At 64.0% G+C, this 25,327-nt stretch carries 16 protein-coding genes and 1 tRNA gene; 10 read left to right on the top strand and 7 right to left on the bottom strand.

The features are described from left to right. On the top strand, positions 1-2,732 hold a 2,732-nt coding region (locus GRB80_RS10020; protein WP_237561962.1), incomplete at its 5' end, for a beta strand repeat-containing protein. Between the two features lie 250 nt (positions 2,733-2,982). On the opposite strand, the gene GRB80_RS10015 is transcribed toward GRB80_RS10020, so the two are convergent. Next, positions 2,983-3,300 carry a hypothetical protein gene (locus tag GRB80_RS10015; protein ID WP_132045174.1) on the bottom strand — a complete coding sequence of 106 codons (318 nt, stop codon included), beginning with the start codon at positions 3,298-3,300 and terminating at the stop codon, positions 2,983-2,985. Positions 3,301-3,495: 195 nt separating this feature from the next. On the opposite strand from GRB80_RS10015, the gene GRB80_RS10010 reads away from it, so the two are divergent. The 3 genes from GRB80_RS10010 to GRB80_RS10000 all read left to right on the top strand — a co-directional run bounded on the left by GRB80_RS10010 (position 3,496) and on the right by GRB80_RS10000 (position 6,433). Beyond that, the gene (locus tag GRB80_RS10010; protein ID WP_161423480.1) at positions 3,496-3,888 is read left to right on the top strand and encodes an HIT family protein; all 393 of its coding nucleotides are present in this window, start codon (positions 3,496-3,498) and stop codon (positions 3,886-3,888) included. Positions 3,889-4,058: 170 nt separating this feature from the next. Then, a complete protein-coding gene (dbpA, locus tag GRB80_RS10005; RefSeq protein ID WP_237561961.1) occupies positions 4,059-5,462 on the top strand; it encodes an ATP-dependent RNA helicase DbpA in 1,404 nt (467 codons plus the stop codon). A gap of 68 nt (positions 5,463-5,530) precedes the next feature. Beyond that, positions 5,531-6,433: a PA4780 family RIO1-like protein kinase gene (locus GRB80_RS10000; protein ID WP_161423478.1), complete on the top strand. Its 903-nt coding sequence runs from the start codon at positions 5,531-5,533 to the stop codon at positions 6,431-6,433. A gap of 89 nt (positions 6,434-6,522) precedes the next feature. Here GRB80_RS10000 and GRB80_RS09995 read toward each other — a convergent pair whose 3' ends face one another. Next, positions 6,523-7,248: a YebC/PmpR family DNA-binding transcriptional regulator gene (locus tag GRB80_RS09995; protein WP_132045182.1), complete on the bottom strand. Its 726-nt coding sequence runs from the start codon at positions 7,246-7,248 to the stop codon at positions 6,523-6,525. Between the two features lie 136 nt (positions 7,249-7,384). Here GRB80_RS09995 and GRB80_RS09990 point away from each other — a divergent pair, with 136 nt between their 5' ends. The 3 genes from GRB80_RS09990 (at position 7,385) to GRB80_RS09980 (ending at position 9,824) form a co-directional block, all read left to right on the top strand. After that, positions 7,385-8,575 carry a M24 family metallopeptidase gene (locus GRB80_RS09990; RefSeq protein ID WP_161423477.1) on the top strand — a complete coding sequence of 397 codons (1,191 nt, stop codon included), beginning with the start codon at positions 7,385-7,387 and terminating at the stop codon, positions 8,573-8,575. A 136-nt stretch (positions 8,576-8,711) separates the two neighbouring features. Beyond that, complete coding sequence (aroQ, locus tag GRB80_RS09985) at positions 8,712-9,293, top strand: gamma subclass chorismate mutase AroQ (RefSeq protein WP_309663597.1); 582 nt, start codon at positions 8,712-8,714, stop codon at positions 9,291-9,293. Between the two features lie 81 nt (positions 9,294-9,374). Beyond that, positions 9,375-9,824, top strand: coding sequence for an META domain-containing protein (locus tag GRB80_RS09980; RefSeq protein WP_161423476.1), 450 nt, complete (start codon positions 9,375-9,377; stop codon positions 9,822-9,824). Positions 9,825-9,931: 107 nt separating this feature from the next. Here the strand turns inward: GRB80_RS09980 and GRB80_RS09975 are convergent, their stop codons facing one another. Then, entirely contained in the window at positions 9,932-11,212 is a 1,281-nt protein-coding gene (locus tag GRB80_RS09975; RefSeq protein ID WP_161423475.1) for an MgtC/SapB family protein, read from the bottom strand. Positions 11,213-11,333: 121 nt separating this feature from the next. Here GRB80_RS09975 and GRB80_RS09970 point away from each other — a divergent pair, with 121 nt between their 5' ends. Then, positions 11,334-14,027 carry a bifunctional diguanylate cyclase/phosphodiesterase gene (locus GRB80_RS09970; protein WP_237561960.1) on the top strand — a complete coding sequence of 898 codons (2,694 nt, stop codon included), beginning with the start codon at positions 11,334-11,336 and terminating at the stop codon, positions 14,025-14,027. On the opposite strand, the gene GRB80_RS09965 is transcribed toward GRB80_RS09970, so the two are convergent. Then, positions 13,970-17,566: an EAL domain-containing protein gene (locus GRB80_RS09965; protein ID WP_161423474.1), complete on the bottom strand. Its 3,597-nt coding sequence runs from the start codon at positions 17,564-17,566 to the stop codon at positions 13,970-13,972. The genes GRB80_RS09970 and GRB80_RS09965 overlap by 58 nt on opposite strands. Before the next feature lie 462 nt (positions 17,567-18,028). Here GRB80_RS09965 and GRB80_RS16535 point away from each other — a divergent pair, with 462 nt between their 5' ends. Further along, entirely contained in the window at positions 18,029-22,018 is a 3,990-nt protein-coding gene (locus tag GRB80_RS16535) for an EAL domain-containing protein (RefSeq protein WP_161423473.1), read from the top strand. A 304-nt stretch (positions 22,019-22,322) separates the two neighbouring features. Here the strand turns inward: GRB80_RS16535 and GRB80_RS09955 are convergent. Both GRB80_RS09955 and GRB80_RS09950 read right to left on the bottom strand, forming a co-directional pair. Next, positions 22,323-22,398 (bottom strand) — tRNA-Thr (locus GRB80_RS09955). Positions 22,399-22,433: 35 nt separating this feature from the next. Beyond that, positions 22,434-23,261 (bottom strand): acyl-CoA thioesterase, encoded by an 828-nt coding sequence (locus GRB80_RS09950; RefSeq protein WP_161423472.1) that lies wholly within the window; start codon positions 23,259-23,261, stop codon positions 22,434-22,436. Positions 23,262-23,348: 87 nt separating this feature from the next. On the opposite strand from GRB80_RS09950, the gene tadA reads away from it, so the two are divergent. Beyond that, complete coding sequence (gene tadA / locus GRB80_RS09945; RefSeq protein ID WP_161423471.1) at positions 23,349-23,807, top strand: tRNA adenosine(34) deaminase TadA; 459 nt, start codon at positions 23,349-23,351, stop codon at positions 23,805-23,807. A 3-nt stretch (positions 23,808-23,810) separates the two neighbouring features. On the opposite strand, the gene mltF is transcribed toward tadA, so the two are convergent. Beyond that, entirely contained in the window at positions 23,811-25,241 is a 1,431-nt protein-coding gene (gene mltF, locus GRB80_RS09940; RefSeq protein ID WP_161424303.1) for a membrane-bound lytic murein transglycosylase MltF, read from the bottom strand. Between the last annotated feature and the right edge of the window lie 86 nt (positions 25,242-25,327).

Below are 25,327 nucleotides of genomic sequence, written 5' to 3'. Positions count from 1 at the left end.
CGGCAAACGGCGATATGAAGATGACCGCGGGTCAGAGTGTCACGGTTCAATACGGAAGCCAGGCTACCGCCAAGGGGGGGCTGACCGCTAATGCGAAAGCCGGCGACCTCAAGGTCGACAGCGGCAGTGGGCTGACCGCCACCGAAGGCAATATGAACCTTGATGCCGGTAATGACGTTGTCGTCATCAGCGGTTCTACCGCCACGGCAAACGGCGATATGAAGATGACCGCGGGTCAGAGTGTCACGGTTCAATACGGAAGCCAGGCTACCGCCAAGGGGGATCTAACCGCTAATGCGAAAACCGGTGATCTCAAGGTCGACAGCGGCAGTGAGCTGACCGCCACTGAAGGCAATATGAACCTTGATGCCGGTAACGGTGTGGAGGTCGCCGACAGCCGGCTGACCGCAGGCGACGGCATGACCGTCGATGCCGTCGAGGCAGGCATTACCTTGACCCGCGCCACTGCCACGGCGGGCACCCATCTGGCGATGAAAGCCGGCACGGATATCAAGGCCGACAGCAGTGAGGTGACTGCCGAGAGTGACACGCTGGATCTGGAGGCGGGCAGCAACATTGCCCTCACCAACAGCAAGGTGGATGCACAAACCGGACTGACGGCGACCGCTGATCAGGGCAGCATCACGCTCGACGACAGCAGTGCCGAAGCCGCCACCGGTAACCTGGCGATGACCGCCGGAGGCGTGCTCACCATGGACGCCACCAGTACCATGAGCGCTGGCGATGGACTAAGTCTCCAGGCCAAGCGTGACATGGCTGTGTCAACCCTGCGGGCCGGCGGTGACGTCACCCTCACCAGTAAGGAGGGCGGCATACAGGCGAATCAGGCCATCGAGGAGCACATCCACGGCGACAACCTGTTCCTGTCCGCGGTCAAGAGTATCGGCTCCAAGCTGAAGACCCGGGTGGTAAACCTCTTCGCCACCATCACCGGTACCGGCGACCTGCACCTGCAAGACGTTGACGCCCTTACCGTCAAGGACAGCAGTCTGGCGGACGGCGACGTCCACCTGGGTGCTGGTGGTGATCTGACCATCGACGCTCTGGCGGTGAACGGCGACGCAGTGCTCGATAGCGACGGTCGCCTGACCACCGGTGCCGATGGTCACCTCAGGGCCCACGACCTGCAGGGCATCGCGGACGGTGGCATCCATCTCAACGGGGAGTTGGATAGCGCCAATCTGGCGGTCACCGGCACCGGCGCCATCCGTCTGGCTAACCAGGGCGACCTGCGCCTGGACGGCGCCACCACCGCCGACGGCGGCATCGACGTCAACACCGTCGGCAATCTGGGTATCGGCCGGGTCGTCTCCGGTGGTGATGACGTGACCCTGGCCGCTGACGGCGCCATCCGCCAGGACGGCGCTGGCGAAATCGTGGGCACCAACGTGACGCTGCGTGCGGGTGAAGGCATTGGCGGCGAGCCGAAGAGCACCAATCTGGGCGATCTGCTGACGTTGCGCGCCGAGCGTATCGATGCACTCAGCGATGCCGGTGACGTTATCCTTCGCCAGCAGGGCCCGGTATTTATCAGCCAGGCCCGTACCGGTGATGGTCGAGTCGGTATACTGGTCGAAGGCGGCGATGCGACTCTGGGTGACATCAACGCCCAAGGCGATGTGGCGCTGATGGCGATGGATGGTGCACTGGTCGACGACAACGACGCTAGCACCCGGATCACCGGTGCCAAGGTCGCCCTGAACGGCCGGGATGGTATCGGTACAGACAGCACTGCAATCAATACCAAAGCGGATCAGTTGGAGCTGTTTGTCGAGAACGGCAATATTAATGTATTGGAGCAGGATGGCCTGACCGGCTTGAGCGCTTCCGCCACTGACGGCGACATCCGCGTGCGCACCCTGGCAGGCGATCTGACCGTCAATGAAGTAGAAGCGCTTACTCCGGGCAACGCGGTAGTACTTTCGGCGATGGCCGGCACCATCCTGGATGGTAATGCCGAGGCCAACAACATCGTAGCCTCGCTGCTGGAACTGAGTGCCGCCAAGGGCATCGCTCGCGCCAGCGATCCGCTCGATGTGGGCGTCAGCTCTCTGCGCGCCGATGGCGGCAGTGGTGGTGTCTACATTAATAACCGTGGAACCGACCCGCTTACTATCTTCAAGCTGGCCGGCGGCGGCAACGTTGACCTGAAGACTTCGGGCGATCTGGACCTGTCCACAACGGTGAGCGGTAGCGGTGTTTCTCTGCGAGCCGCTGGTGATGTAGTGCAGGGCGGTGACATCAATAGCTCAAGCTACGTCAATGTGAGCGGCCTTGGTGACGTGACCATGGCTCCGGGGGTGCAGACGGAGGCTATGACCAACGTGAACTATCGTGCCGGTGGCACGCTTACGGTTAATGAAATCACTACTGCGGAAGGGCTGGATGGCGGTCGCATCACACTGGAAGGGGGGGCGTTCAAGAGCAACGCTGGTAGTAGTGGTTCCCTGAACGGTGGCGAGATTCGGTTCGATTTGGCCGATTCTCAGTGGGCGGATGTCGAGTACCTTGTGGATATTGTTGGCAATAAATCTCGAGTGTCGATGAATGGGCGCACACTGGGGGGTAAAATCACGGAGGACTCCGAGTTCGTCGCCGATTTGACTTCTCTGCCGCAGCCCTTCGAGCTTATTCTGGACTGGAATAGACCTTCCGCGCTGGGCTTCCAGAAAGACACAGAGAACCGTGATCAGTGGGTCTTCAATCCCTGAGGAGAAGCCACCAATCGATCTTCCCAAGGAAAGACCGAGTAGCAACGCAGGAAGGGCCATTAGTGGCCCTTCCTGCGTTGACACGGTCAGTTATATGGTTTGTTGTCAAATGCTCAGCTTGATTCGCCTGTTCGCGCGCTAGTGAGTCGCCACGTCTCGGTAACCCCCTTATGTGCACTTATCGGAACAGTGCTATGCATCACAAAAACACCCCGAGCGGTGCCCGGGGTGTGAAGGAGTCGCGCAGGCCTCAGTGTCGCGAGGCGTTCTCCTCTTCGAACAGTTCTGCCTTGGCATCACGCATTACGTCCTCGCAGGCCGCCTGGTGGGCGAGCTGGGTGAGCAGGCCCTGGGTCACGGCGAAGCCCTTGCCCAGGCAGGTATCCACTTCCTCCCGGCTTACTGCCGGGACCACATCGCAGTCGACCTTCAACGTTCTACCGCCACCTTCGAGCCGGTCGGCGACATCGCGCAGGCGCCAGGCGATGCGTGCCTTCCAGCCGGCTGCTTCATCCACGCCTTCGTTTACGCTAAACGTGCACCGCCATTCAGGTTTATAGACCTTCATGTGAACCTCCGTGCTGGCTTGGATTGCGGGATCGATCGTGTATTCTGCTCCTTGGTCGTGCGGTACTGCCTCGTCCAGCATACTGGATCGCCGGTGTCGCGGTAAGCGACGTTAGTCGTGACTCGCCCCGTGGATTGTCTGCCGCACCGCTACTGAATCACAAGCATCCATTATCGTCATCGTCAGGAGAGCAGCATGGCCAGCATCTTTACCCGCATCATGCAGGGCGAGATCCCGGGACACTTCGTTCACGAGGATGACCAGTGTGTGGTCATCATGACCATCCAGCCGATGAAGCCCGGCCATGTGCTGGTGATTCCCCGGGAGGAGGTCGACCACTGGGATGACCTGCCCGAGCCGCTCTACCAGCACCTGATGACGGTCTCGCGGCGCCTTGCCAAGGCGATCAAGAAGACCTTCCCCTGCGAGCGGGTGGGCATGCTGATCGTCGGCCTGGAGGTGCCCCATGTGCATATCCATCTGACCCCGCTGGATGAGATGAGCGATATCCAGGTGGAGAACCTGCCCATGGCCGATTCGGCCGATCTGGCGGCGGCGGCCGAGAAGCTGCGCGCCGCGCTGGGCTGAGCCAAGCCGGGCGATCAATGGCGCTCGCGGTATCAAAGCGGGCTTTCTGTTATGCTGGCAACATAACCATCTTCCATTCTTCAGGTGCATGCCGCCCGGCCTGCACCGCCGTTCGTTTACGACCCGGCTCACCCGCTGGTCCGGGTCATCCCTTTGTGCAGGATACTCCCTTGTCTGATACCCCTTCCGACGCCTCCTTCGCCGCGCTGCCGCTGGCGCCGGAGCTGCTCGACAATCTCGCCTCGCTGGGCTTTACCGCCATGACGCCGATTCAGGCCGAGAGCCTGCCGCCGATCCTGGCCGGTCGCGACGTGATCGCCCAGGCGAAGACCGGCTCCGGCAAGACCGCCGCCTTCGGCCTGGGGCTGCTCTCACGGCTGACGCTGACCAGTTTTCGGGTGCAGGGGCTGGTGCTCTGCCCGACCCGTGAGCTGGCCGACCAGGTGGCCGTCGAGCTGCGCCGGCTGGCGCGCAGCCTGCCCAACGTCAAGATATTGACCCTGTGCGGCGGTGCGCCCTTCGGCCCGCAGCTCGCCTCCCTGGAGCATGGTGCCCATATCGTGGTGGGCACCCCAGGCCGGGTGGAAGAGCATCTGCGCAAGGGCTCGCTCAGGCTGGAAGGGCTCGAGGCCCTGGTGCTGGATGAGGCCGATCGCATGCTCGACATGGGCTTCCAGGCGAGTCTGGAGGCGATCGTCGCCGAGACGCCGGCCAGCCGTCAGACGCTGCTGTTCAGCGCCACCTTCTCCGCTGCGGTGCGCCCCGTGGCCGAGGCGATGCTGCGCCAGCCGCTGAGGGTCGAGGTCGCCGAGACCCACGATGCCAGCAGCATCCACGAGCGGGTCTACCGGGTCGCCGATGGCGACGAGGCGCGCCTTGAGGGGCTGTGTCGGTTGCTGCTGCATTTTCGGCCCGCCTCAAGCGTGGTGTTCTGCAATACCAAGCGCGAGACCGACGAGGTAGCCCAGGCGCTCAACGCGGCGGGCTTCGGGGCGCTGGCGCTGCATGGTGACCTGGAGCAGCCCGACCGCGACCGACTGCTGGTGCTGTTCGCCAATCGCAGCGCCTCGATCATGGTGGCCACCGATGTGGCGGCCCGTGGGCTCGATATCGCCGAGCTGGATGCGGTGTTCAACTACCACATCGCCAGGGACCTGGAGGTGCATGTGCACCGCGTGGGTCGCACCGGCCGGGCCGGCAGCGCGGGGATCGCCTGCACCCTGGTCGGCCAGGGCGAGGGCTACCGCCTGGAACGCCTCACCGACTTCCTCGGCGAGCCCCTCGAGGAGGCCAGCCTGCCGCCGCGCTCGGTGCTCTCCCGCGAGCCGCTGGTGCCGCCCATGACGACCCTGCAGATCGGCGGCGGCAAGAAGCAGAAGGTGCGCCCGGGGGATATCCTCGGCGCCCTGACCGGCGAGGCCGGACTGGACGGTGATCAGGTGGGCAAGATCAAGGTGCTGGCCAACAGCGCCTATGTGGCGGTGCGCCGCGAGGTGGCCGACCAGGCACTCGAACGACTGGCCAACGGCAGGATCAAGGGGCGCAGCTTTCGCGCCCGGCGCATCAGCCGTTGATGGCGGCTCGGCCGCTCGCTTAGGCAAGCCGGTTCAGTGATTCGTTTCAGCAATACCAGGAACAATAGATGAAGATACCCAAGCGCCTGCAGCCGCTGGTGGACGACGGCCTGATCGATGCGGTCGAGAGTCAGCTGATGAGCGGCAAGGAGGCCCAGGTCTATGTGGTGCGCTCCCACGGGGAGCGGCGCTGCGCCAAGGTCTTCAAGGAGGCGAAGCAGCGCAGCTTCAAGCAGGCCGTGCAGTACCAGGAGGGGCGCCGCGGGCGCAACAGTCGCCGTTCGCGGGCGATGGCCAAGAAGACCCGTTACGGCCAGAAGGAGCAGGAACAGGCCTGGCTCAATGCCGAGGTCGACGCCCTCTACCGGCTGGCCGCGGCGGAGGTGCGGGTGCCCAAGCCCTTGGGCTTTATCGATGGGGTGCTGCTGATGGAGATGATCAGCGATGCCGAGGGCTTCACCGCGCCGCGCCTGGACGACGTGACCCTGAGCGCCGAGCAGGCCCGCGAGTCCTACGCCAAGATCATCCGGGACGTGGTGAAGATGCTGTGTGCCGGGCTGGTGCACGGCGACCTGTCCGAGTTCAATGTGCTGATGGCCAGTGACGGGCCGGTGATCATCGACCTGCCCCAGGCGGTGGATGCCGCCGGCAACAACAGCGCCGAGTGGATGTTCGAGCGTGACGTGGACAATATGCGCCGCTACTTCGGCCGCTTCGCGCCGGAGCTGCTGGTCACGGACTACGGCAAGGAGATCTGGGCGCTGTACGAGGCGGGGGAGCTTCACCCGGAGAGCCAGCTGACCGGCCGCTTCGTGCATGACACCGCTCCCGTCGATGTCGACGAGCTGATGACGGTGATCGATGACGTGCGCGAGGAGGAGGCCAGCCGCCAGGCGGCGCTCAACCGCGGCGACGAGCCTGGCGTGGAGGAAGCCGCCGCGGAGTGGCAGGAGTCCCAGCGCAGGCGCTGAACACATCAGCTTGCTCCCGGGCTGAGGTGCTCTTCGCCCGGGTTAGCCTTCACGCGGATTAGCCTTCGCCCGACTTGCTCTTCGCTCGACTACTCCTGGGGCAGTTCGGCGCTGTGGAAGACGTTCTGCACGTCGTCGCAGTCATTCAGGGCGTCGAGCAGCTTCTCGAACGTGGCCACGTCGTCCCCCTCCAGCGGCGTGGTGGTCTGGGGCACGAACTGGATCTCGTCGACCTCGAAGTCGATCTCGCCGAAGGCGTCGAGCAGAGCCTGCTTGGTCTTGGCGTACTCGGTATGGGGCGCGAAGACGGTGATCTGTCCCTCCTCGTTCTCGATGTCGGTGACGTCGACATCGGCCTCCATCAGCGCCTCCAGCACCGCCTCCTCGTCGCTGCCCTGGAAGGCCAGGATGGCGCAGTGGTCGAACATGTGGCTGACGCTGCCCGGCGTGCCCAGCTTGCACTTGGTCTTGTTGAAGCAGGTGCGCACCTCGCCGAAGGTGCGGTTGGGGTTGTCGGTCAGGCAGTCGACGATGACCATGCAGTTGCCCGGCCCGAAGCCTTCGTAGCGCGCTGGGGAGAAGTCCTCACCGCCCACGCCGTTGGCCTTGTCCAGCGCCTTGTCGATGACGTGGGAGGGGACCTGGTCCTTCTTGGCGCGCTCGATCAGACCGCGCAGGCTGAGGTTGCCGGCCGGGTCGGTGCCGCCCTGCTTGGCACACACGTAGATCTCGCGACCGTACTTGCTGTAGACCTTGGTCTTGGCGGCGGCCGTCTTGGCCATGGATTCCTTGCGGTTCTGGAAGGCCCTGCCCATATCACTGTCCTGTCGAGTTCAACATGGGAGAGGATTCTACGAGACCGGGCGGGACGCGAACAGGGCTATTTTTCCGTCCTGAGTGCCGCCCGTCACGACTACACTCCGGGAATCATCATCCGGTTCCGGAGGCTGCATGGACCATCACGCCTATCGTCACGCCCTGGCCGGCGTCCTGGGCGGAAGCGAGCTGCCGTTTCCCCCTGCCGAGTTCACTGCCCGCCTGGCCCGGGTGCGTGACGCGATGTCGTCGGCCGGCCTCGACGCCCTGCTGCTGACCGACCCGGCGGATATCTTCTACCTCACCGGCTATCACACCTTCGAGGTCTCGGTGCACACCGCGCTGGTGGTCGGCGCCGAACGGCTGGTGCTGCAGGTGCCCTCCATCGAGACCGGGCCCGCGGTGGTCACCGCCGCGGTGAACGAGATCCTCGGCTACCGCTGGGAGGGCATCGACGAGGTGATCGCGCCGCTGGCCGAGACACTGGCGGCGTATCGCGCCATCGGCCTGGATCTCTATGGTGCCGGTCTGCGCCTGGGGGTCATTCGTGAGCTGCAGGCGCGGCTGGGGGCCGAGCGCTTCCGCGATGACGGCGGCGCGCTGCTCGATGCCATTCGCCTCGTCAAGACGCCGGTGGAGCTCGACTGCCTGCGCGAGAGCGCCAGGATCACCGCGGCGGGACTGGCCGCCGCCGAGGCGATGATCGCGCCGGGAGTGACCGACAGCGAGGTGGCGGCGGAGGGCAGCCGAGCGCTGCTGGCGGCCGGCAGCGAGTTCATGAGCATGCAGCCCATCGTCACCAGTGGCCGGCGTATCAGCGTCATTCACGTCAACCACAAGCGCAACGTGATCGAGCGTGATGCCCCGGTGTTTCTGGAGTTCGGCTCGGCCTTCCAGCGCTATACCGCGCCGATGATGCGCACCGCCGTAGCTGGGCGGGCCAGCGCCGAGATGCAGGCGCTGCGCGATCTATGTCGGGCGCTCTTCGAGACCCTGATCGCCGAGATGCGCCCGGGGCGCACCTTCGACAATGCCGCCAGGGCCGCCGAGTCGCTGCTCGCCCCCCACGCCGACCGGCTCTTCTTCTCGGGAGTGTTCGGCTATGCCGTGGGCGCCCAGTTCCCGCCCAGCTGGGTAGAGGGGACCGGCTATATCGCCCGTGGTCAGCAGCGCGAGTTCGCCGCCGACATGGTCTTTCATCTGCCGCTCTGCCTGCGCCGACCGGGGGAGTGGGGCGTGGGCATCAGCGATACGGTGCGCGTCACCCCCCAGGGCGGCGAAGCCATCACCGACAACGACTGGCGGCTGAAGGAGATCGGTGATTGATATCGCCCTGACCGGCGTGTGATCGATAGCCTCAAGCAGGAGTTAACCGCGCGACGAAGAGGTGGGGGCGTGACGACGGCCTTCGGACATGCTTTGCTATGCTCCCATCTACTTATGAACGAAAGGAGTCGTTGCCGTGCCGTACCCGAAAAGTGTTCTTCCGATCCGCTGGCTGGTGGCTACCGTACTCTCGCTGGCGCTGCTTGCCGGTTGCCAGACGGCGCCACCTCTCTCGACGGAGGAGCAGGCAGCCGTCGACCGAATGCTATCGCTGGTCGATGAGCGGCTCGAGGTTGCGCCTCTGGTAGCGCGCGCCAAGTGGAATACCGGGACCAATATCGAAGCACCGAAGCGCGAGACCGAGATCCTCGATCGCGTCGCCAGCCGTGCGGCTGAGGCCGGGGTCGATGAGGCCTTCGCAAGGGACTTCTTCCAGGCACAGTTCGAGGCCAGCAAGCTGGTGCAGCGTCGGCTGCATCGGCGCTGGCAGAAAGAGGAGCGAGGACCCTTCGATAACCCGCCAGACCTTGCCGAGGATGTACGACCGGTGCTTGACCGCCTGACGCCCGCGCTGATCGAGGCCCTGGCCGAGTGGCAGCCTCTTGTCGAAGACCCGAGTGTCGCCCTCTATCTTGAAGCCCGTGCGCCCGAGCTGGTAACTGGCGACTTCGATGGCGAGCCACGCCGTGTGGCGCTTGAGCCACTGAAGACGCAATGAGCCCATAGAGAGCATGTTATGGAACTTTATGGCTCAGAGGTGTCTGACATGGCTCCGAAAATGGCAATGGAGTGACCACCGATGATCCGCAGACTCTCTCTTCCGGCCCTGCTGTTGGGTGCCGTGACGCTGGCCGGCTGTGCCGGATTTGATGCCACCTCCAATGGCCCCGGCGACGAGCCGCTGGAGAACACCTACTGGAAGCTGGAAACGGTGGGTGATCGTGAAGCAATTGCCATCGACGAGGCGCGGGAGGCGCATCTGGTGCTGCACGCCGAGGATAGCCGCCTGGCCGGCTCCACCGGGTGCAACCGCATGATGGGGCAGTACGAGCTCGAGGGAGATCGGCTGAGCTTTGCACAGGTGGCCACCACCATGATGGCCTGCCCCGGTGAGGTGATGGCGCTCGAACGCGCCTTCCTCGATGCCCTGGGCAGCGTCGATACCTGGCAGGTCGACGGCAAGGCACTGACCCTCGTCGATGCCGAGGGCGAGGCGCTGGCCCGCTTCGAGGCGGTACATCTCTATTGAGCTCCATACGCGACTGAGCCCTGTACTCGCCAGGTGCCTTTCGACCACCGACGCCCGTCACCGCCGTGACGGGCGTCGTTTTTTTGCGCTACCGATCGCGCTACCGACTACAGCTGCCAGGCCGTGGCGAGACCGATCGTCAGGGAGGCGAGCATCGGCATGATCACCCGCCCGGCGGTGCGGCGCGTACCGAAGGCGCCGGCCAGGCCGGCCTTGACCAGATTGTTGGTGGCGGCGGCAAGGATGATACCGATCACCGCGGTGTCGGGGTTGATGGCGTCCAGTGACATGCGGGTCAGGGAAAGGGTGATGGCATCGACGTCGGCGATGCCCGAAGTGGTGGCGAGCAGATAGATGCCGGCGTCGCCCAGCGCGTCGCGTAGCCACTCACCCAGCAACATGATTACTGCCAGCAGGGCGCCGAAGAAAAGTGCCATGCGCAGATCCAGCGGGTTCTGCCCGGAGCCCGGCTGCTGTACCGCACCATCACCGCGATGCCGACGCCACAGCCAGAGCGCCGGCAGGTAGAGGGTAGCGCCCATCAGCGCGACCGGCACCAGCAGGGCCGGCAGCAGGCCGGGGCTGATAACCGCGGCGTAGAGCAGGATGCGCGGAAACATGGTGCCGCAGGCGATCAGAATGCCGGCGGCGAGCATCGGCGAGAGCCCCGGGGTCAGCCGTGACTGACGGGCGAAGTGCAGGGTCAGGGCGGTGGAGGAGCTGAGGCCGGCGAACAGCCCGGTAAAGAGGATGCCCTTTTCGGCGCCGCCCATGCGGATGGCGAAGTAGCCGACGAAGGAGACCGAGGCGATCAGCACCACCATCCACCAGATCTCATAGGGGTTTAACGAACCACCGGGCCCCATGGCCTGGTCGGGCAGCAGTGGCAGCATCACCGCGCTGATCACCAGCAGCTTGAGGCCGGCGTCGAGCTCGTGGGCCTGCAGCTTGGCGAGCAGGCCGTGTATCTCGCGCTTGTTGTCGAGGATCAGCGCCGTGGCCACGGCACAGGTGGTGGCCAGTGCCGGGCCAATCTCCACGGCCACGGCGCCGAAGCAGAAGGTCAGCAGCAGCCCCACCAGGCCGGTGATGCTGTAGTCCTGGCGCTCGGTAAGGCGTGCCCGCCAGGCCACCAGGGCGATGCCCGCCACCGCCAGAAATATCAGTGGAAACGCCCTGGCGCTCAGGGTGGTGGAGAGCAGGGCGGCGATGCCGCCAAGCAGCCCCACCAGGGCATGGGTGCGGATGCCGGCGATGCGCTCGCCGGCCTGCTGCTCGCGGGCCACCCAGCCGCGCTCGATGCCGATCAGCGCGCCCAGCAGCAGGGCCACGACCAGGCGGAACAGCGGTTGATTGGCGTCGAGGAAATGGCGAGTGACCTCTTCCATGGGCGTGGCTCCGACTGGCGATAAGTGCGAGTGAGGGGGGCGGCATCTGCCGGCAAAACGTTGCAGAGCTGTTAACCTATGGGCAGGGTACACCTAATGATTTAGCAAAGGCTGCATCAGCATGCCGCACGCTTCGGGCCTTACGCCATTCGATACCGAGCTTGATATTCAGCGCGACAGGCGCCGCGCCATCGTCGTTTATGTGGGGAGCATGGTGCTGCTGTTGGCGGTGATCGGCTCTTTTGCGATCGAACAGTATTGGCACGATACCCAGGCCGCCGAGGAGCGCAACTCCGCCAGGGCCGACCTGGTGGCGGGGTGGGTGTCCAGCATCTTCACCTCAAGCGAGGTGATGCTGGCCAGCGTATCGGCGCACCTGGAGGATGAGGCGGCGGGTATCGAGGATGAAACATCACTGCAGCTGACACACTGGCTTAGTGCACTGATTGCCGATCTGGCGTTCTTCGACAGCATCAGCGTGTTGGATAGTCAGGGGCGGGTCCTGGCCTCTTCCCGTAGTGACTACCCTCCGGGCCGCCCCCTGGGGGGACTTCCCTATTACCATCGGCTGCTGTCGCTAGCGCCCGGTGAGCAGACCGTTACCCCGCTCTTCTGGTCATCCGCGGCCCTTGGGTATCGGGTGGTGCATGCCCGGGGTCTGGCCGATGGTGGGGTTGTCAGCGTCGAGCTCAAGCCTGAGCTCTTCTACCACGGTCTGGCATCGATGAGCATGGCAGCGGGGCAGAGCACTGCCATCATCGATACCGAGAAGCAGCTGGTCGCCCGGTTTTCCGCTTTTGAAGAGGATGGCTCCGAGGGTGGGCTCGGCAAGATGGTTCATGGGGCCTTGATCGAGACCTTTCTCCAGAGCGGGCAACAGCGGGGCAACTATCGCGCCAGCTCGGCTCTGGATGGCGAGGAGCGCTTCTATGCTGTTGGCCAGATTGGTGAGCTGCCTTTCATGACAGTGATTGGCGAGGAAGTGGCGGTGGCGCTTGAGGGCTGGGTCCAGCGGCTATGGCTCTATCTGGCTATCATGGTGACGGTGATCGCGCTTGGCGGGCTGCTGTTGCGTCACTACTTCAATCGGCTGTGGCTGGAGGGGGAGTCGCTTCGACATGAAGCCCAGCTGAGGATCGCCGCCGCTGCCTTCGAGACACACCTGGGCATGTTGATCACCGATGCCCAGGGCATCATCCTGCGTGCCAACGCCACCTTCACCCGCATTACCGGTTATGCCGAAGCTGAGGTGCTGGGCAGGACCCCGCATCTGCTCAGCTCCGGACTGCATGACGAGGCCTTCTATGCGGAGATGTGGGAGAGCATCGAGTGCCGCGATAGCTGGCAGGGTGAGATCTGGAATCGTCGACGCAACGGCGAGGTGTTTCCCGAGTGGTTGACCATCAGCGCGGTGCGTAATGCCGAGAAGGAATTGACCCACTATGTGGCGACCCTGAGCGATCTCACCGAGCGCAAGGCCGCCGAGCGAAAGATCCATCAGCTGGCGTTCTTCGACCCGCTGACGGGGCTGCCCAATCGACGCCTGCTGATGGATCGCCTGCAAGGCATGCAGCGCGATAATGAGCGCGGCGACTGCTTCGCGGCGCTCATCTTCCTCGATCTCGACAACTTCAAGCGGGTGAACGACACCCTCGGCCATCGAAGGGGGGATCAACTGCTGCGCCAGGTCGCCGAGCGCCTGCACGCGGTGGTGCGTGAAACCGATACCCTGGCGCGCCTGGGTGCCGATGAGTTCGCGCTGCTGGTGCAAGGCCTCGGAGAGTGTTTCGAGGAGGCCGCGAAGGACGCCGAAGAGGTCGCGCTCAAGCTGCTGTCCGCTCTGCAGGCCCCTCAGGTGCTCGATGGTGAGCCGCTGGTGGTGACCGGCAGCCTGGGGGTGACGCTGTTCCATGAACATGAGGTCGACCTGGATGGCATCCTCCAGCAGGCCGATACGGCGCTGTTCCAGGCCAAGGTGGCGGGCCGAGACACCCTGAGCTTCTTCGACCCGGAGATACAGGCGCGTCTGCAGGCGCGGGCTCGACTCGAGTCCGACCTGCGTCAGGCGCTGCCACGGGGGGAGTTTCAACTTTACTATCAGCCCCAGATCACGGCCGACGGCGAGATGTGTGGTGTGGAAGCCCTGCTGCGCTGGCAGCACCCCGGGCGGGGTGTTGTTTCTCCGGGAGAGTTCATTCCCCTGGCCGAAGAGAATCGCATGATCCTGGCGATCGGCGGCTGGGCACTGGAGAGCGCCTGCCGTCAGCTGGCCTTCTGGGCCGCCGACCCTGAGCGACAGCATCTGGTCATGGCGGTGAATGTGAGCCCCGTGCAGTTTCGCGAGGACGATTTCGTCGAGCAGGTGCTGGCGATTCTCGATGCCACCCGGGCGCCGGCCAGGCGTCTCAAGCTGGAGGTCACCGAGAGCCTGTTCATGGAGGAGCGTGATGATGCCAGGGCCAAGATGCTGCGCCTGAGCGAGCGTGGCGTTCGCTTCTCCCTGGACGACTTCGGCACAGGCTACTCCTCGCTCTCCTATCTCAAGCGCCTGCCGCTGGCACAGCTCAAGATCGATCAGAGTTTCGTACGCGATCTGCTGGAGGATCAGACCTCGGCGGCCATCGTGATCAGCATCATCTCCCTGGCACGCAGCCTGGAGCTGGATGTGATCGCCGAGGGGGGCGAAACCGAGGCGCAGCGTGACTGGTTGACTACCCATGGATGCACACGCTTCCAGGGCTATCTGTTCAGCCGTCCTCAACCACTCGAGCGGTTGCCCCTGTCGCTCTCCGCCACAACCAGTGACAGTCCATGATCCGGTTTGCCCCACGCCTCGGGCCTCGAGAGCAGGCGCTCGATCTCGGCGAGCAGTGGCGCAAAGGTGGCATCGAGGAGTCGATGTTGCCGCGCGGCATCCTCCTCGGGGCCGCACTCGATCAGGTTAGCCACCAGACGATGAACTTCCTGGTGTAGTCTGGCCAGGTGGCGCAGGTCGGGTAGCTTCCGCACATGACTCCGGGCCAGCCAGTCGCAGAAGTGACAGGACGAGCCTGCCAGCGGTGAGGACAGCGGGCTGTCACCGGCCTCCAGATCGCGATGCAGCTGGCGACACCAGGCGCGATGCTCGATACCGGCACTCAGTAGTGGCAGTCGGTTCGCTGGTAGCGGCATCTGCCCGGCCCACTGGGCCGGCGGGCGCCACTCGGCGCACCAGGCGGGGATCGCCTCCGGCGGCATGGGGTAGGCAATGCCGTAGCCCTGGCCCAGCTCGCAGCCCAGGCGAAGCAGCAGTTGGCCGTGCTCCAGGGTCTCGACCCCCTCGGCGATCACCTGGCGCTCGAAGGCCTCGGCCAGGCCCAGCACGCCGGCGAGGATCTTGAGATCCTCGGGCGTGTCGAGAAGATCGCGGATAAAGCTCTGGTCGATCTTGACGGTGCCCGCCGGCAGCCACTTGAGGTAGGTCAGCGAGGAGTAGCCGGTACCGAAGTCATCCAGCGAGACCCGCACGCCGATGTGCTGGCATGCCTCCAGCAATCCGCTGATCTGGGTGAGATCGCCCAGGGCACTGGTCTCGAGGATCTCCAGCTCCAGTCTGCCTTCGGGCAGCTCGGGCTGTTCGGCGAGCAGCGCCGTCAGTCTTTCCGGCAGCTGGCGCTGGTTGAGGTGATGGGCCGCCATGTTGATGCTTACCGCCAGAGGAAGGCCGGTGTTGTGCCAGGCGGCGGCCTGGGCGAGGGCCTGGCGGATCACCCACTCCCCCAGTGCCTCGATCAGCGGGTGCTCCTCGATGATGGGCAGGAACTGGTCCGGGGGAAGCAGGCCACGCGTGGGATGATTCCAGCGCACCAACGCCTCGACTCCGATCACCTCGCCGCTGCGCATATTGACCTTGGGCTGGTAATGGAGCTCGAACTCCTCCTGCTCCAGCGCCTGCTGCAGGCGCTCCAGGCTTTCGTGGTGGCTGCGGATCGAGCGGTCGAGGTCGGCATCGAAGAGGTGATAGCGGCTCTTGCCAGCCTGCTTGGCGTGGTACATGGCCTGATCGGCCTGGCGCAGCAGCTGGTCGGCCTCGACACTCTCCGCCTGGGGGTAGAAGGTCACCCCCAGGCTGGCGCTTACCTTGAGGTATTGACTCTCGTACCACACCGGCTGGGCGATCACCTTGAGCAGCCGGCGCAGCAGGGGCTCGATGCTCTGGGTGTCGGTGAGGTCCGCCAGGACCGCCACGAACTCGTCGCCGCCCAGGCGACACAGGGTGTCCCCCTCCCGTAGCACCAGGCTCATACGATGGGCCAGGGTCACCAACAGATGGTCGCCGGCGGCGTGGCCGAAACGGTCGTTGATCGCCTTGAAACCGTCCAGGTCCAAATAGACCACAGCCAGTTGACGAGCCAGGCGCTGCTCATGGGCCATGGCCTGGCTCAGGCGGTCGGCGAGCAGCACCCGGTTGGGCAGGCCGGTGAGCGGGTCGTAGTGGGCCAGGTACTCCAGCTGGCGCTCGTGTTCCTTGAGCAGGGTGATATCGCTGGAAGTGCTGAGCAGCCCGGTAACCTTACCGCCGTCCCGGATGGGGGCCTTGATCTCCAGGTAGACCCGGCGGTTGCCTTCGGCATCGTGACTGACCACCTCCTCGGTAATCTGTTCGCCGGCCAGCGCGCGACGGTCGAGTCCGGATTGACGGGCGACGTTCTCGGCGTCGAGGAGGTGTTCATCCCTGCTGCCCACCAGGGTCTCGCTGTCACAACCCAGCAGCTCAAGGGTGGCGCGATTGGCGTAGGTGTACCGGTAGTGATGGTCCTTCATGTAGATATAGGCGTCGACATGGTCGAGAGCCTCACGGAGCCGCTGAGTCTCGAGGTGCGCGGCGTAGAGGGCCGATTCGGCCTGCTTGCGCTCCGAGATATCGATGATCACGCCGTACCAGGTGATGGCGCCATCCTGCTCCAAGTGAGGCAGGGCATCGCCGAACACCCACTGAATCTCGCCATCCGCCAGCTGGATCCGGTACTCCTGGCGCCATGGGGTCAAGGACTCGGCGGAGTGGTTGATGGAGCGCACCACGACATCTCGATCATCCGGATGGATGGTGTTGAATATCGGAGTGGCGTCCTGCCTGGCCTGCTCGGGTGGTACCCCGTAGATCCGTCGCATGCCTTCGCTGGCATAGGGGAAGTGCGAGTCTCCATTGGGCTCGAGACGGTACTCATAGACCACCCCGGGCAGGCGGCCGGCGATGGTCTGCAGGCGAGAGACGGCTCGCTCGAGCTGCGTCTCGCGCTGGCGAAGGGTCTGGGTCAGCGTCTGGGACATCTGCTGGGCACGGGCTCGAGTGCTCAGCAGCGAGGCGATCAGGGCGCAGAGCAGCAGGGTGAGGATGAGGCCGCCTGCCAGCCGCCACCAGAGAGTGGTAAGAGGGGTTGCGGCATCGGGGGTGCGATACTGGAAGACCAGCTTCCAGGTCTGCCCGGCGACCTTGATCCGACGGATCTGCTCGAGGTTTGTCGCGGGAAGCGGCTCGGTGTGGCTACGATAGAGCAACTCTTGTTGGGTGTTGCTGCCGTCTGAGTACAGGCTCAGGGCCAAAGGCAGGTTGTCGCTCCAGTCGTGTGTGGCCAGGATGCCGGCGATCAGGTCGTGCATGCGATAGGGCATGTAGGTCCAGCCGAGCAAGGCATTGCGGCGCTGCTGGATGCTCTCCAGGGGCGTGCCGCTTCGATAGACAGGCAGGTACATCAGGGTGGCCGGCTGCGGCTCGCCCTGTTCGGTGACCAGCTTGACCCGTCCGCTCAGGGCCGCCTGACCGGAGTCACGCGCGCGCTCCATGGCGTCGCGTCGCGTTGGATTGGAGAGCATGTCGTACCCCAGGGCATGCCGGTGGCGGTTGGTGAAGGGCTCGAAGTAGTGGACCGGGCCATAGGCTTCACGCTGACCGTCAGGCGTGATCGTGTAGTCGGCCACGCCTTCGGCACGCACGCTGGCGAGATGAGTGGTCATGCGCTCGGCAGGGATATGGCGAGCGAAGCCAATCCCCTCGATATTCCCCAGCAGCGGCGAGGAGTGCAGGTGCTCGACGAAGGCGCGCCATTCGCTACGGTCCACCGTCTCTGAGGCGTCGAACAGTGCCGAGGCTCCCTGCAGGATCAACGCATAGGCCGCCAGGCGCTCCTCGATACGCAAAGTGATCTGGTCGGCACCGAAGGCCAGACGTTGCCGTGCCTCGGACTCGACGTCGTGACGCGCCTGTTGGGCAGAAGCCAGCGTCAGCATGATGCCGGCGATGGCAATCAACCAAAGCCAAGGGGGAGAGTGGGATAGGCGTGCCATGCCGCTGGCATTACTCCGTTGGTCGTCCATGCCTTAGCACCAGCATAACGGCTCGAGGAGATAACGTCTCCGGGGAGGGCTAATTAAGTAGCAGAAATGTAAACGGCCACCGCGAGAGTGACGTGGATCCCATCCTTCGGACCACCCTCCGGTTAGCCGGTTGGGCTTTCCCGTGAGCAACCTGATGGGTAGACACGGCTAAGTTTGCTCTGACAGTAAAAGCACAAGGTAATAGGGTGCTTCAGACTAGGGTATCCGGCTGGAGCAGCAGGCCTGCACCTCAGCGCCCTTTTCTGAAGGAGCTCCCCGGGTCGGTGATCGATATGGCGACGATTTTTCTCAGGAAGCGGCCCCTCGCAGTGCCAGTAGTCGGCAGGTGGAATACCCGTATACAAAATTGAGCTACCCTGCCCCCTGTCCGCTCCATCTCTGGAGATCTGGCGAGAGGGGCGTTGTAGCCTGTCATCTAGCCGCGAGCAGAGGAAGTTTATTGTGAACCTCAATTTCAAGCATCAGCACCTTGCAGGTGATACGGGCCTGTTGGTACTGGTCGTCGGTACCATTTCCATGGGTGTGCTCGGTAGCCTCGCCTCTCTACTGGGAATAGAGCTTCATTTGCCAGTCGGACTGCGTGCGACCCCCGACATTATGTTCGCTGGGTTCCTGTCGGGCCTCGGCCTGCTAGCTGTGATTCGGGGACATCAGGGGTGGTGCCTCGGACTGTCGGCCTCGCTTGCTGCATTGGCTCTCTACTTTCTGGCCGAGGCCCTGGACATCACGCAAGATCGTCTGGGTACCGGGAATGTGGCGCAGGGAGCCGCTACCCCGGTTCTGCTACTGCTGATTGCCATCGGCCTTGGGCTTGGCCTGCAAGGCGCGGCACGTGCCAGGTGTACCAAGGTGATTGGCGGCGCACTTTTTCTTGTAGGGTTGACAACCCTGTTAGTAGACCTGGCCCCCATGGGGCACGATACCTGGCACGCGCTACAACAGCTGAGCATGGCTCTGCCCAGCGGGTTCTTTCTGTGCTTCGGCCTGGCCATGCGCTATGCGGCCAACCACTGGCGACGTTTCCCTTTGAGCCTCGGGCGGTGGCACCGAAGTGTGGCGGTAACCGGGGCCTCCTTAAGCGCCTTGTGCTGGCTGCTCATCGGCTGGCAGCAGCATCGGGTCGAGGTGGAGCAGGCAGGTCATGTCGCGGATGTGGTCCAGCTGACCAGTGAGTCGGTGATTACCGGTCATGAACAGGCCATGCAGCGCATGGCCGAGCGCTGGGGCGTCCTTGGCGGCCTGCCCATGTCCTCGCTGCGAGAACAGGAGATGGCGAGTTATTTCCGCGATCATCCGGCCCTGAAGGGGATTGCCTTTATTGGGGGCACGGCAGACGGTGACTGGCTCAAGGCGCCCGATGCCGAGTCGTTATCGCGACTGGAAGCCGGGTTGCGCCACGATGCTGTCGAGCGAGGCCTGGTGGCTCAGGATACGTCGATGCAGTGGGTGTTTCCCGACCCGAATCAGCCATTGAAGGCGATCCTGTCGATCCGGATGCCTGACCAGCCAGAAACCCGGCTAGTCTCCCAGGTCGATCTAGACACACTGCTGTTCCGTGAAATACGCCCAGAGCTGGGTGACTACAACGTTCATCTCGAACGAGAGGGTCAGATGCTCGCCGAAGTCGCGCCACTTGACCGTGAGCATGCACATGATGGGAGTGTCATGGCGCTTCAACCGCTCGCCGAGCGCAGCGTTGGTTCACTTGGGCTGGCGACACTGCGGTGGGTGGTGCTTGGTGGTCCACCGCTGCCCTGGTCGGCCTCCTCATTACTGTCGACCGGCGCGGGCGTTGGCAGTCTGCTGCTGAGTTACCTCCTGGCCTTCAGCGTCGGGGTCATGAGGCTGAGCCAGGCGCGTGCCCATGAGCTGGATCATGCCAAGCGGCAGCTCGAGGATCAGTATCGAGCGCAGGCATCGATCGCCCGGGAAATCTCTAATGTGAGATCGCTGGAAGCGGTCTGCCGGATGCTGGAACGGCAAGTCCCAGGCGCCTATTGCTCGGTCATGTTGTGTGATGGGGCACAGACGCACTTCCATGAAGCGATAGGCCCCAGCCTGCCCCCCGACTACCTGAATGCGCTCAAGGGTGTCCCCATTGGCCCCAACACCGGTGCCTGCGGCAGTGCCGCCTACTTGGGCGAGATGGTCATTTGCGAGAATCTGGCCACGGATTCTCGCTGGGAAAACTATCGGGACCTGGTGAAACAGCACCGGCTCGGTGCCTGCTGGTCCTTTCCGGTACTCTCATCACACGGACACCTCCTGGGCACGGTGGCGTTGTACCGTTCGACGCCCGGCATACCTGGTGACGATGAGCGCCGGCTGTCCAGCAAGGCGGTCGACCTGGCTGCCCTGGCCATCGAGCGCCACCTTGACCGCCAGGCCCTAGTCAACAGCGAGAAACGCTATCGCTCTCTATTCACTCATCATCCTGACGCGGCCTACTCGATGGACTTGGATGGAAAAATCCTGAGCCTCAACTCGCAATCCGAAAGTCTAATAGGACTACCGACCGAGGAGATCATAGGTAGGAACTTCTCACATTTCATCGAGACAGCCGACCTTCCTGAATCGCTCAGAGGTTTCGAGAAGGCTCTGTCAGGACAAGCAATGCGCGCTGGTGTGCGCATTCGTGACGGACTAGGTAGGTCTCGCGTACTGGATGTTACCAACATCCCGATGATGACGGATGAGCGTGTGACCGGGGTCTTCGGCATTGCCAAGGACATCACCGATCGCAAGGCGGATGAGGCCCGGCTGCTGACCCTGGAGCGTAGCGTCGAGGCTAGCATCAATGGCGTAACGATCGTCGATGCCACCCAGCCCGGCATGCCTCTCATCTTCGTCAACCAGGCTTTCAGCCGTATCACGGGTTACGGCAAGGAGGAAGTGCAGGGACGCAACTGCCGTTTCCTTCAAGGTCCCGAGACCGACCCCGAGGCCGTTATGAAGATCCGGCGCAGCCTGGTCGCTCGACGTGAGGTCAGCGTGACGCTACGCAATTACCGAAAGAATGGTGAGAGCTTCTGGAATGAACTGAAAATTTCGCCGGTAAGCAACCGTCACGGAGAAATCACCCACTTCGTCGGCGTTGCAAATGATGTAACTCAACAAATAGAAGATGCGAAGGTTCTGGCCTACCAAGCCAGCCATGATGACCTTACTGGCGCCTACAATCGCTCGATGTTTGAGGAACGACTTCACTACGAGACTGAGCTTGTCAGGCGTCAGAATACGCTGCTGGTGGTGCTCTTCATCGATCTCGACGACTTCAAGCCGATCAACGACGCTCTCGGACATGCCATGGGCGACAGGCTGCTGGTGGCCGTCGCCGAACGGCTCGCCGAGCAGCTTGGCCCCGATGACACCCTGGGTCGCTTCGGAGGAGACGAGTTTCTGGCGCTACTGCCGAGACTTGAGGATGAGGCACAGGTGCGGGCGGTCGTGGATCGGATGCTGGCAGCCCTCACTCGTCCCTTCCGGATCGATGAGCACGATTTTCGGCTTTCCGCCAGCATCGGCATGGCCTCGAGCCGGGAACTCGCCCTGCAATCCCCGGAACAACTGATCGTGCGAGCCGACAGCGCCATGTACAAGGCCAAGAAACAGGGAGGCAATACCGCCCACTGGTATCGTCATCAAATCGGTGCCGAGCCCGCGGAGCGGGTTGAGCTGCGAAGGGATATCCAGGAGGCCATCGAGCAGCACCAGTTCTCGCTGCATTATCAGCCGCTGATGAACTCGCGCGGCGAGGTGGTGGGCTTCGAGGCTCTGGTGCGCTGGCTGCATCCAGTCAAGGGGATGGTATCGCCTGGTGCCTTTATCCCGGTGGCGGAAATCACCGGCCAGATCATTCCCATCAGCGAGTGGGTGCTGGGTCAGGTCTGTCGCGACTTGCCGAAGCTGAAGCGTCTCGGGGTCGCCGATTGCCGCGTGGCCGTCAACCTGTCGCCTATGCAGTTCCAGCGTCCTGCCTTCCTCAGCAATCTGCACCAACGGCTGCGGGAAAGCGACATTCCCCCGCACTGGCTTGAGCTGGAGGTCACCGAAGGGGTGCTGATGGAGGACAGAGACGCCGCCATCTCGATCCTGAATGCCCTGCGTGAACTGGACATCAGTGTCGCCATCGATGACTTCGGCACTGGCTTCTCCAGCCTGAGCTACCTGAAGAGCCTACCGGTCAGCAAGGTCAAGATCGATCGCAGCTTCGTGCGTGACGTGGTGACAGATCCTAGTGACAGGGCCATCGTAAAGGGCGTGATCTCCATGGCTCAGAGCATGGGTCTCAAGGTGGTCGCCGAGGGAGTGGAAACCGAGGAGCAACGGCAATACCTGGCCGACCAGGGCTGCGACATTTTCCAGGGATTCCTGCTGGTCAAACCCATGCCATTGGACAAGCTAGAGGCTTTCTTCACGACCAACGCCTAGCGAACCAGGCCGGCGTGGCTACTCCTCGCCGGCCGGTAAACGTCACATGGCAGCGGAAGTCGCTACCATAGACGACATAACGTTCCCGGTCAGGGGGGGCGCGACGCTGCAGGTGGCTTCAGTTATTGTTCCTCCTTTCGTGGGCAAGGTGGATAGAGTCGACGACCAAGGTGGTGCTCCATGCTGCCAAGCCCCAGAGGCCGGCGACTTCCTGATGGTTGGAGCCTATCTGCTACCTAGAAACCGGGCAATGAAAAACGGCCACCGCGATGATTCGCCAAGCGGCCGTTTTAATTGGCTTTTCTGGTGCCGCAAAGAGGAGTCGAACCTCCGACCTACGCATTACGAGTGCGTTGCTCTACCAACTGAGCTATTGCGGCCTGATCGTCATGGTGGCGCCGGGAGGTTTCGCGGACTAGCCCCGGGGCTTGTCGTGTAGTCGGGTCAGGCCTTCCTGGGCGCTGGAGGCGACCAGCCGGCCCTCGCGGTCGTAGATGCTGCCACGGGCGAAGCCCCGTGCCTGGCCGGCCCAGGGGCTATCCATGTCGTAGAGCAGCCAGTCGTCGACCCTGACCTCCTGGTGGAACCAGAGGGCGTGGTCGAGGCTGGCGATCTGCAGTTTGGGATCACGGAAGCCGATGCCGTGAGGCACCAGGGAGGTGGTCAGCAGATTGAAGTCGGAGCTGTAGGTCAGCAGGCCACGGTGCGTTGCGGGGTCGTCGGGAAGGTCGCCCACCAGCCGGAACCAGATGCGCTTGCGAGCCGGCTGGCCGGGCTGACACTCCTCGCTGTCGAGCAGGAACTCGATGGGATGGTTGTCGAAGCGGGCCAGCTCGGCACCCTCCTCGATCAGGCGCTCCGGTGATGAGACCGTCGGCATCGCCGTCTGATGGGTGAAACCCTGCTCAGCATCGTGGAAGGAGGCACTGCAGAAGAAGATGGGGCGCCCCTTCTGGATGGCGGTGATCCGGCGCGTCGCGAAGCTGCCGCCATCGCGCACCGCCTCGACCTGATAGACCACCGGACGGTGCGGGTCCCCGGGACGCAGGAAGTAACCGTGCAGGGAGTGAGGGCGGCGCGCCTCGGCGACGGTCTGCGTGGCCGCCGAGAGCGCCTGGCCGAGCACCTGGCCACCGAACAGCTGGGGCAGCCCGAGGTCCTGGCTGCGGCCACGAAACAGGTTCTCCTCCAAAGGCTCCAGGCCAAGCAGGTCCACCAGGTCGTTCAGGGCATCGGGCTTCATCGGTCTCCTCCGGATGACGGCGTGCAGGGCGGCCATCGATATCATACGATCGTCTGCCAGCCACTCAGTCTACGGGAGTTCCGGTCAGTGCGCAGCGATGAATTCTATATGCACCGGGCCCTGGACCAGGCTCGGCTAGGGCTCGCCGCGGGCGAGGTGCCGGTGGGGGCGGTGGTGGTGAATGCCGCTGGTGAGATCCTCGGCGTCGGCTACAACGCGCCGGTAGGCGGGCACGACCCCAGTGCCCATGCCGAGATCCGTGCGCTGCGTGATGCCGGCGCGCGACTCGGCAACTATCGTCTAGATGGCTGTACCCTCTACGTGACCCTGGAGCCCTGCCTGATGTGCACCGGGGCGATCATTCACGCCCGCATCGCGCGCCTCGTGTATGCCGCCGCCGAGCCGCGCAGCGGCATGGTGGAGTCGAAGGCCAACCTCTTTGCCCAGCCCTGGTTCAACCATCGAGTGGCGGTGGAAGGGGGGGTGCTGGCGACGCGTGCCTCGCGGCTGCTCAAGGAGTTCTTCGCCACACGCCGCTCCTCATAGACCTTATGGGTCGATGGGGGTGGGCTGCGTCGTGCGGGCGTTAAGCCGAGGGAACTCACGCCGGCTGCGCTCCACGTAGCTGAGAATCTCGTGATAGCGGCGGATATTGCGGACATAGATCACCGGCTCGCCGCCCCGGGCGTAGCCGTACTTCGTCTGGCTGTGCCACTCACGCTGCTGCAGCAGCGGCAGCGACTCGCGAACATCGGCCCAGAGGTCCGGGTCACCGCCGCGCTGCTCGGTGATTCGGCGGGCATCGTAGAGGTGCCCCAGCCCCACGTTATAGGCCGCCATGGCCATGTAGAGACGGTTCTTGCCCTGGATCGATTCGGGGAGGCGGTCATGCAGCTGGCGCAGATAGCGGGCCCCGCCATGGATGCTTTGGGCGGGGTCGAGACGGTCGCTGACTCCCAGGTCGCCGGCGGTGGCATTGGTCAGCATCATCAAGCCGCGCACGCCGGTGGGGGAGGTGGCCTGGGGGTCCCAGTGCGACTCCTGGTAGCCCACGGCGGCCAGCAGCTTCCAGTCGAAGTCCGAGGCCCGCGCGGCCTCCCGGAACAGCTCGGTGTACTGGGGGAGGCGCGCCTCGACATGGTCGAGGAAGGTGCGCGTGCCGACGTACTCCAGGAAGTCGTCATGGCCGAAGTAGCGGGCCACCAGCGCCTCGAGCTCGCCGCTCTCGTGCAGTCCGGAGAGGAAGCGGTTGGCGGCCTCGACCAGCGTCAGGCTGTGATCGGCCGGGAAGGCCCAGGCCATGGAGAGCGGATCGCCGAGCAGGAAACCGCGCTCCACGTCGGGAAAGAAAAGCCGGTTGAGGCGAAACTGGTGGTCGAAAAGTACCGCCGCGTCGAGTTCGCCATCCTCCACCTGGCCGAGCAGTTCGGCGACCTCCACCTCGGAGGAGGCTTCCCAACGCAGATCCGGATAGTCAGCCTGCAGTTCGTTCAGTACACGACCGGTGCCTGCACCGCCGATGGCGCCCAGAGTCAGGCCGGGCAGGTCGTCGGCGGTCTCCACCGGGGGAAGCCCACGACGATAGACGACGACCGGTTGCAGCTCGATGATCGGGCGGCTGAAGACCACCCCTGGCAGGTCGGGCTCCAGGGGCAGGGCCGCCGCCGCCATGTCGCCCTCCTGGCGCACCGCCTCGAGGGCACTTTCGATATGGTGATCGGCACGAATGGTCAGGCTGACGCCCAGCTGCCTGGCGAAGCGTCGCGCCAGTTCGTACTCGAACCCGGTGGGCCCCTCGCGCCCCTCGTAGTAGGTGGTGGGGGTGTTGCGGGTGTGCACGCTGAGCAGTTCCCGGATGAGGATGGTGTCGAGCAGGCCCTGCCTGGCAGTGCGTGGCGGCTCGGGGAGCAGGGGCAGCACCGCTATCGCCAGCAGCGCGATGGCGGTATGCCTCAGGGGTGCACTCGGAATCAGTGGCATGCGGTGATCGGCTGCAGTGAGGCCCTTCACGATACCCAGCCCTGCTGCGGCTGTCATCCGTGCGCTTGCCTCTTTGCTCAACCGGA

The organism is Halomonas icarae (genome assembly GCF_009901955.1).
Lineage (GTDB): Bacteria > Pseudomonadota > Gammaproteobacteria > Pseudomonadales > Halomonadaceae > Halomonas > Halomonas icarae.
Note: the sequence above shows the minus strand (reverse complement) of the source record. Positions and strands in the feature narration are given on the sequence as shown.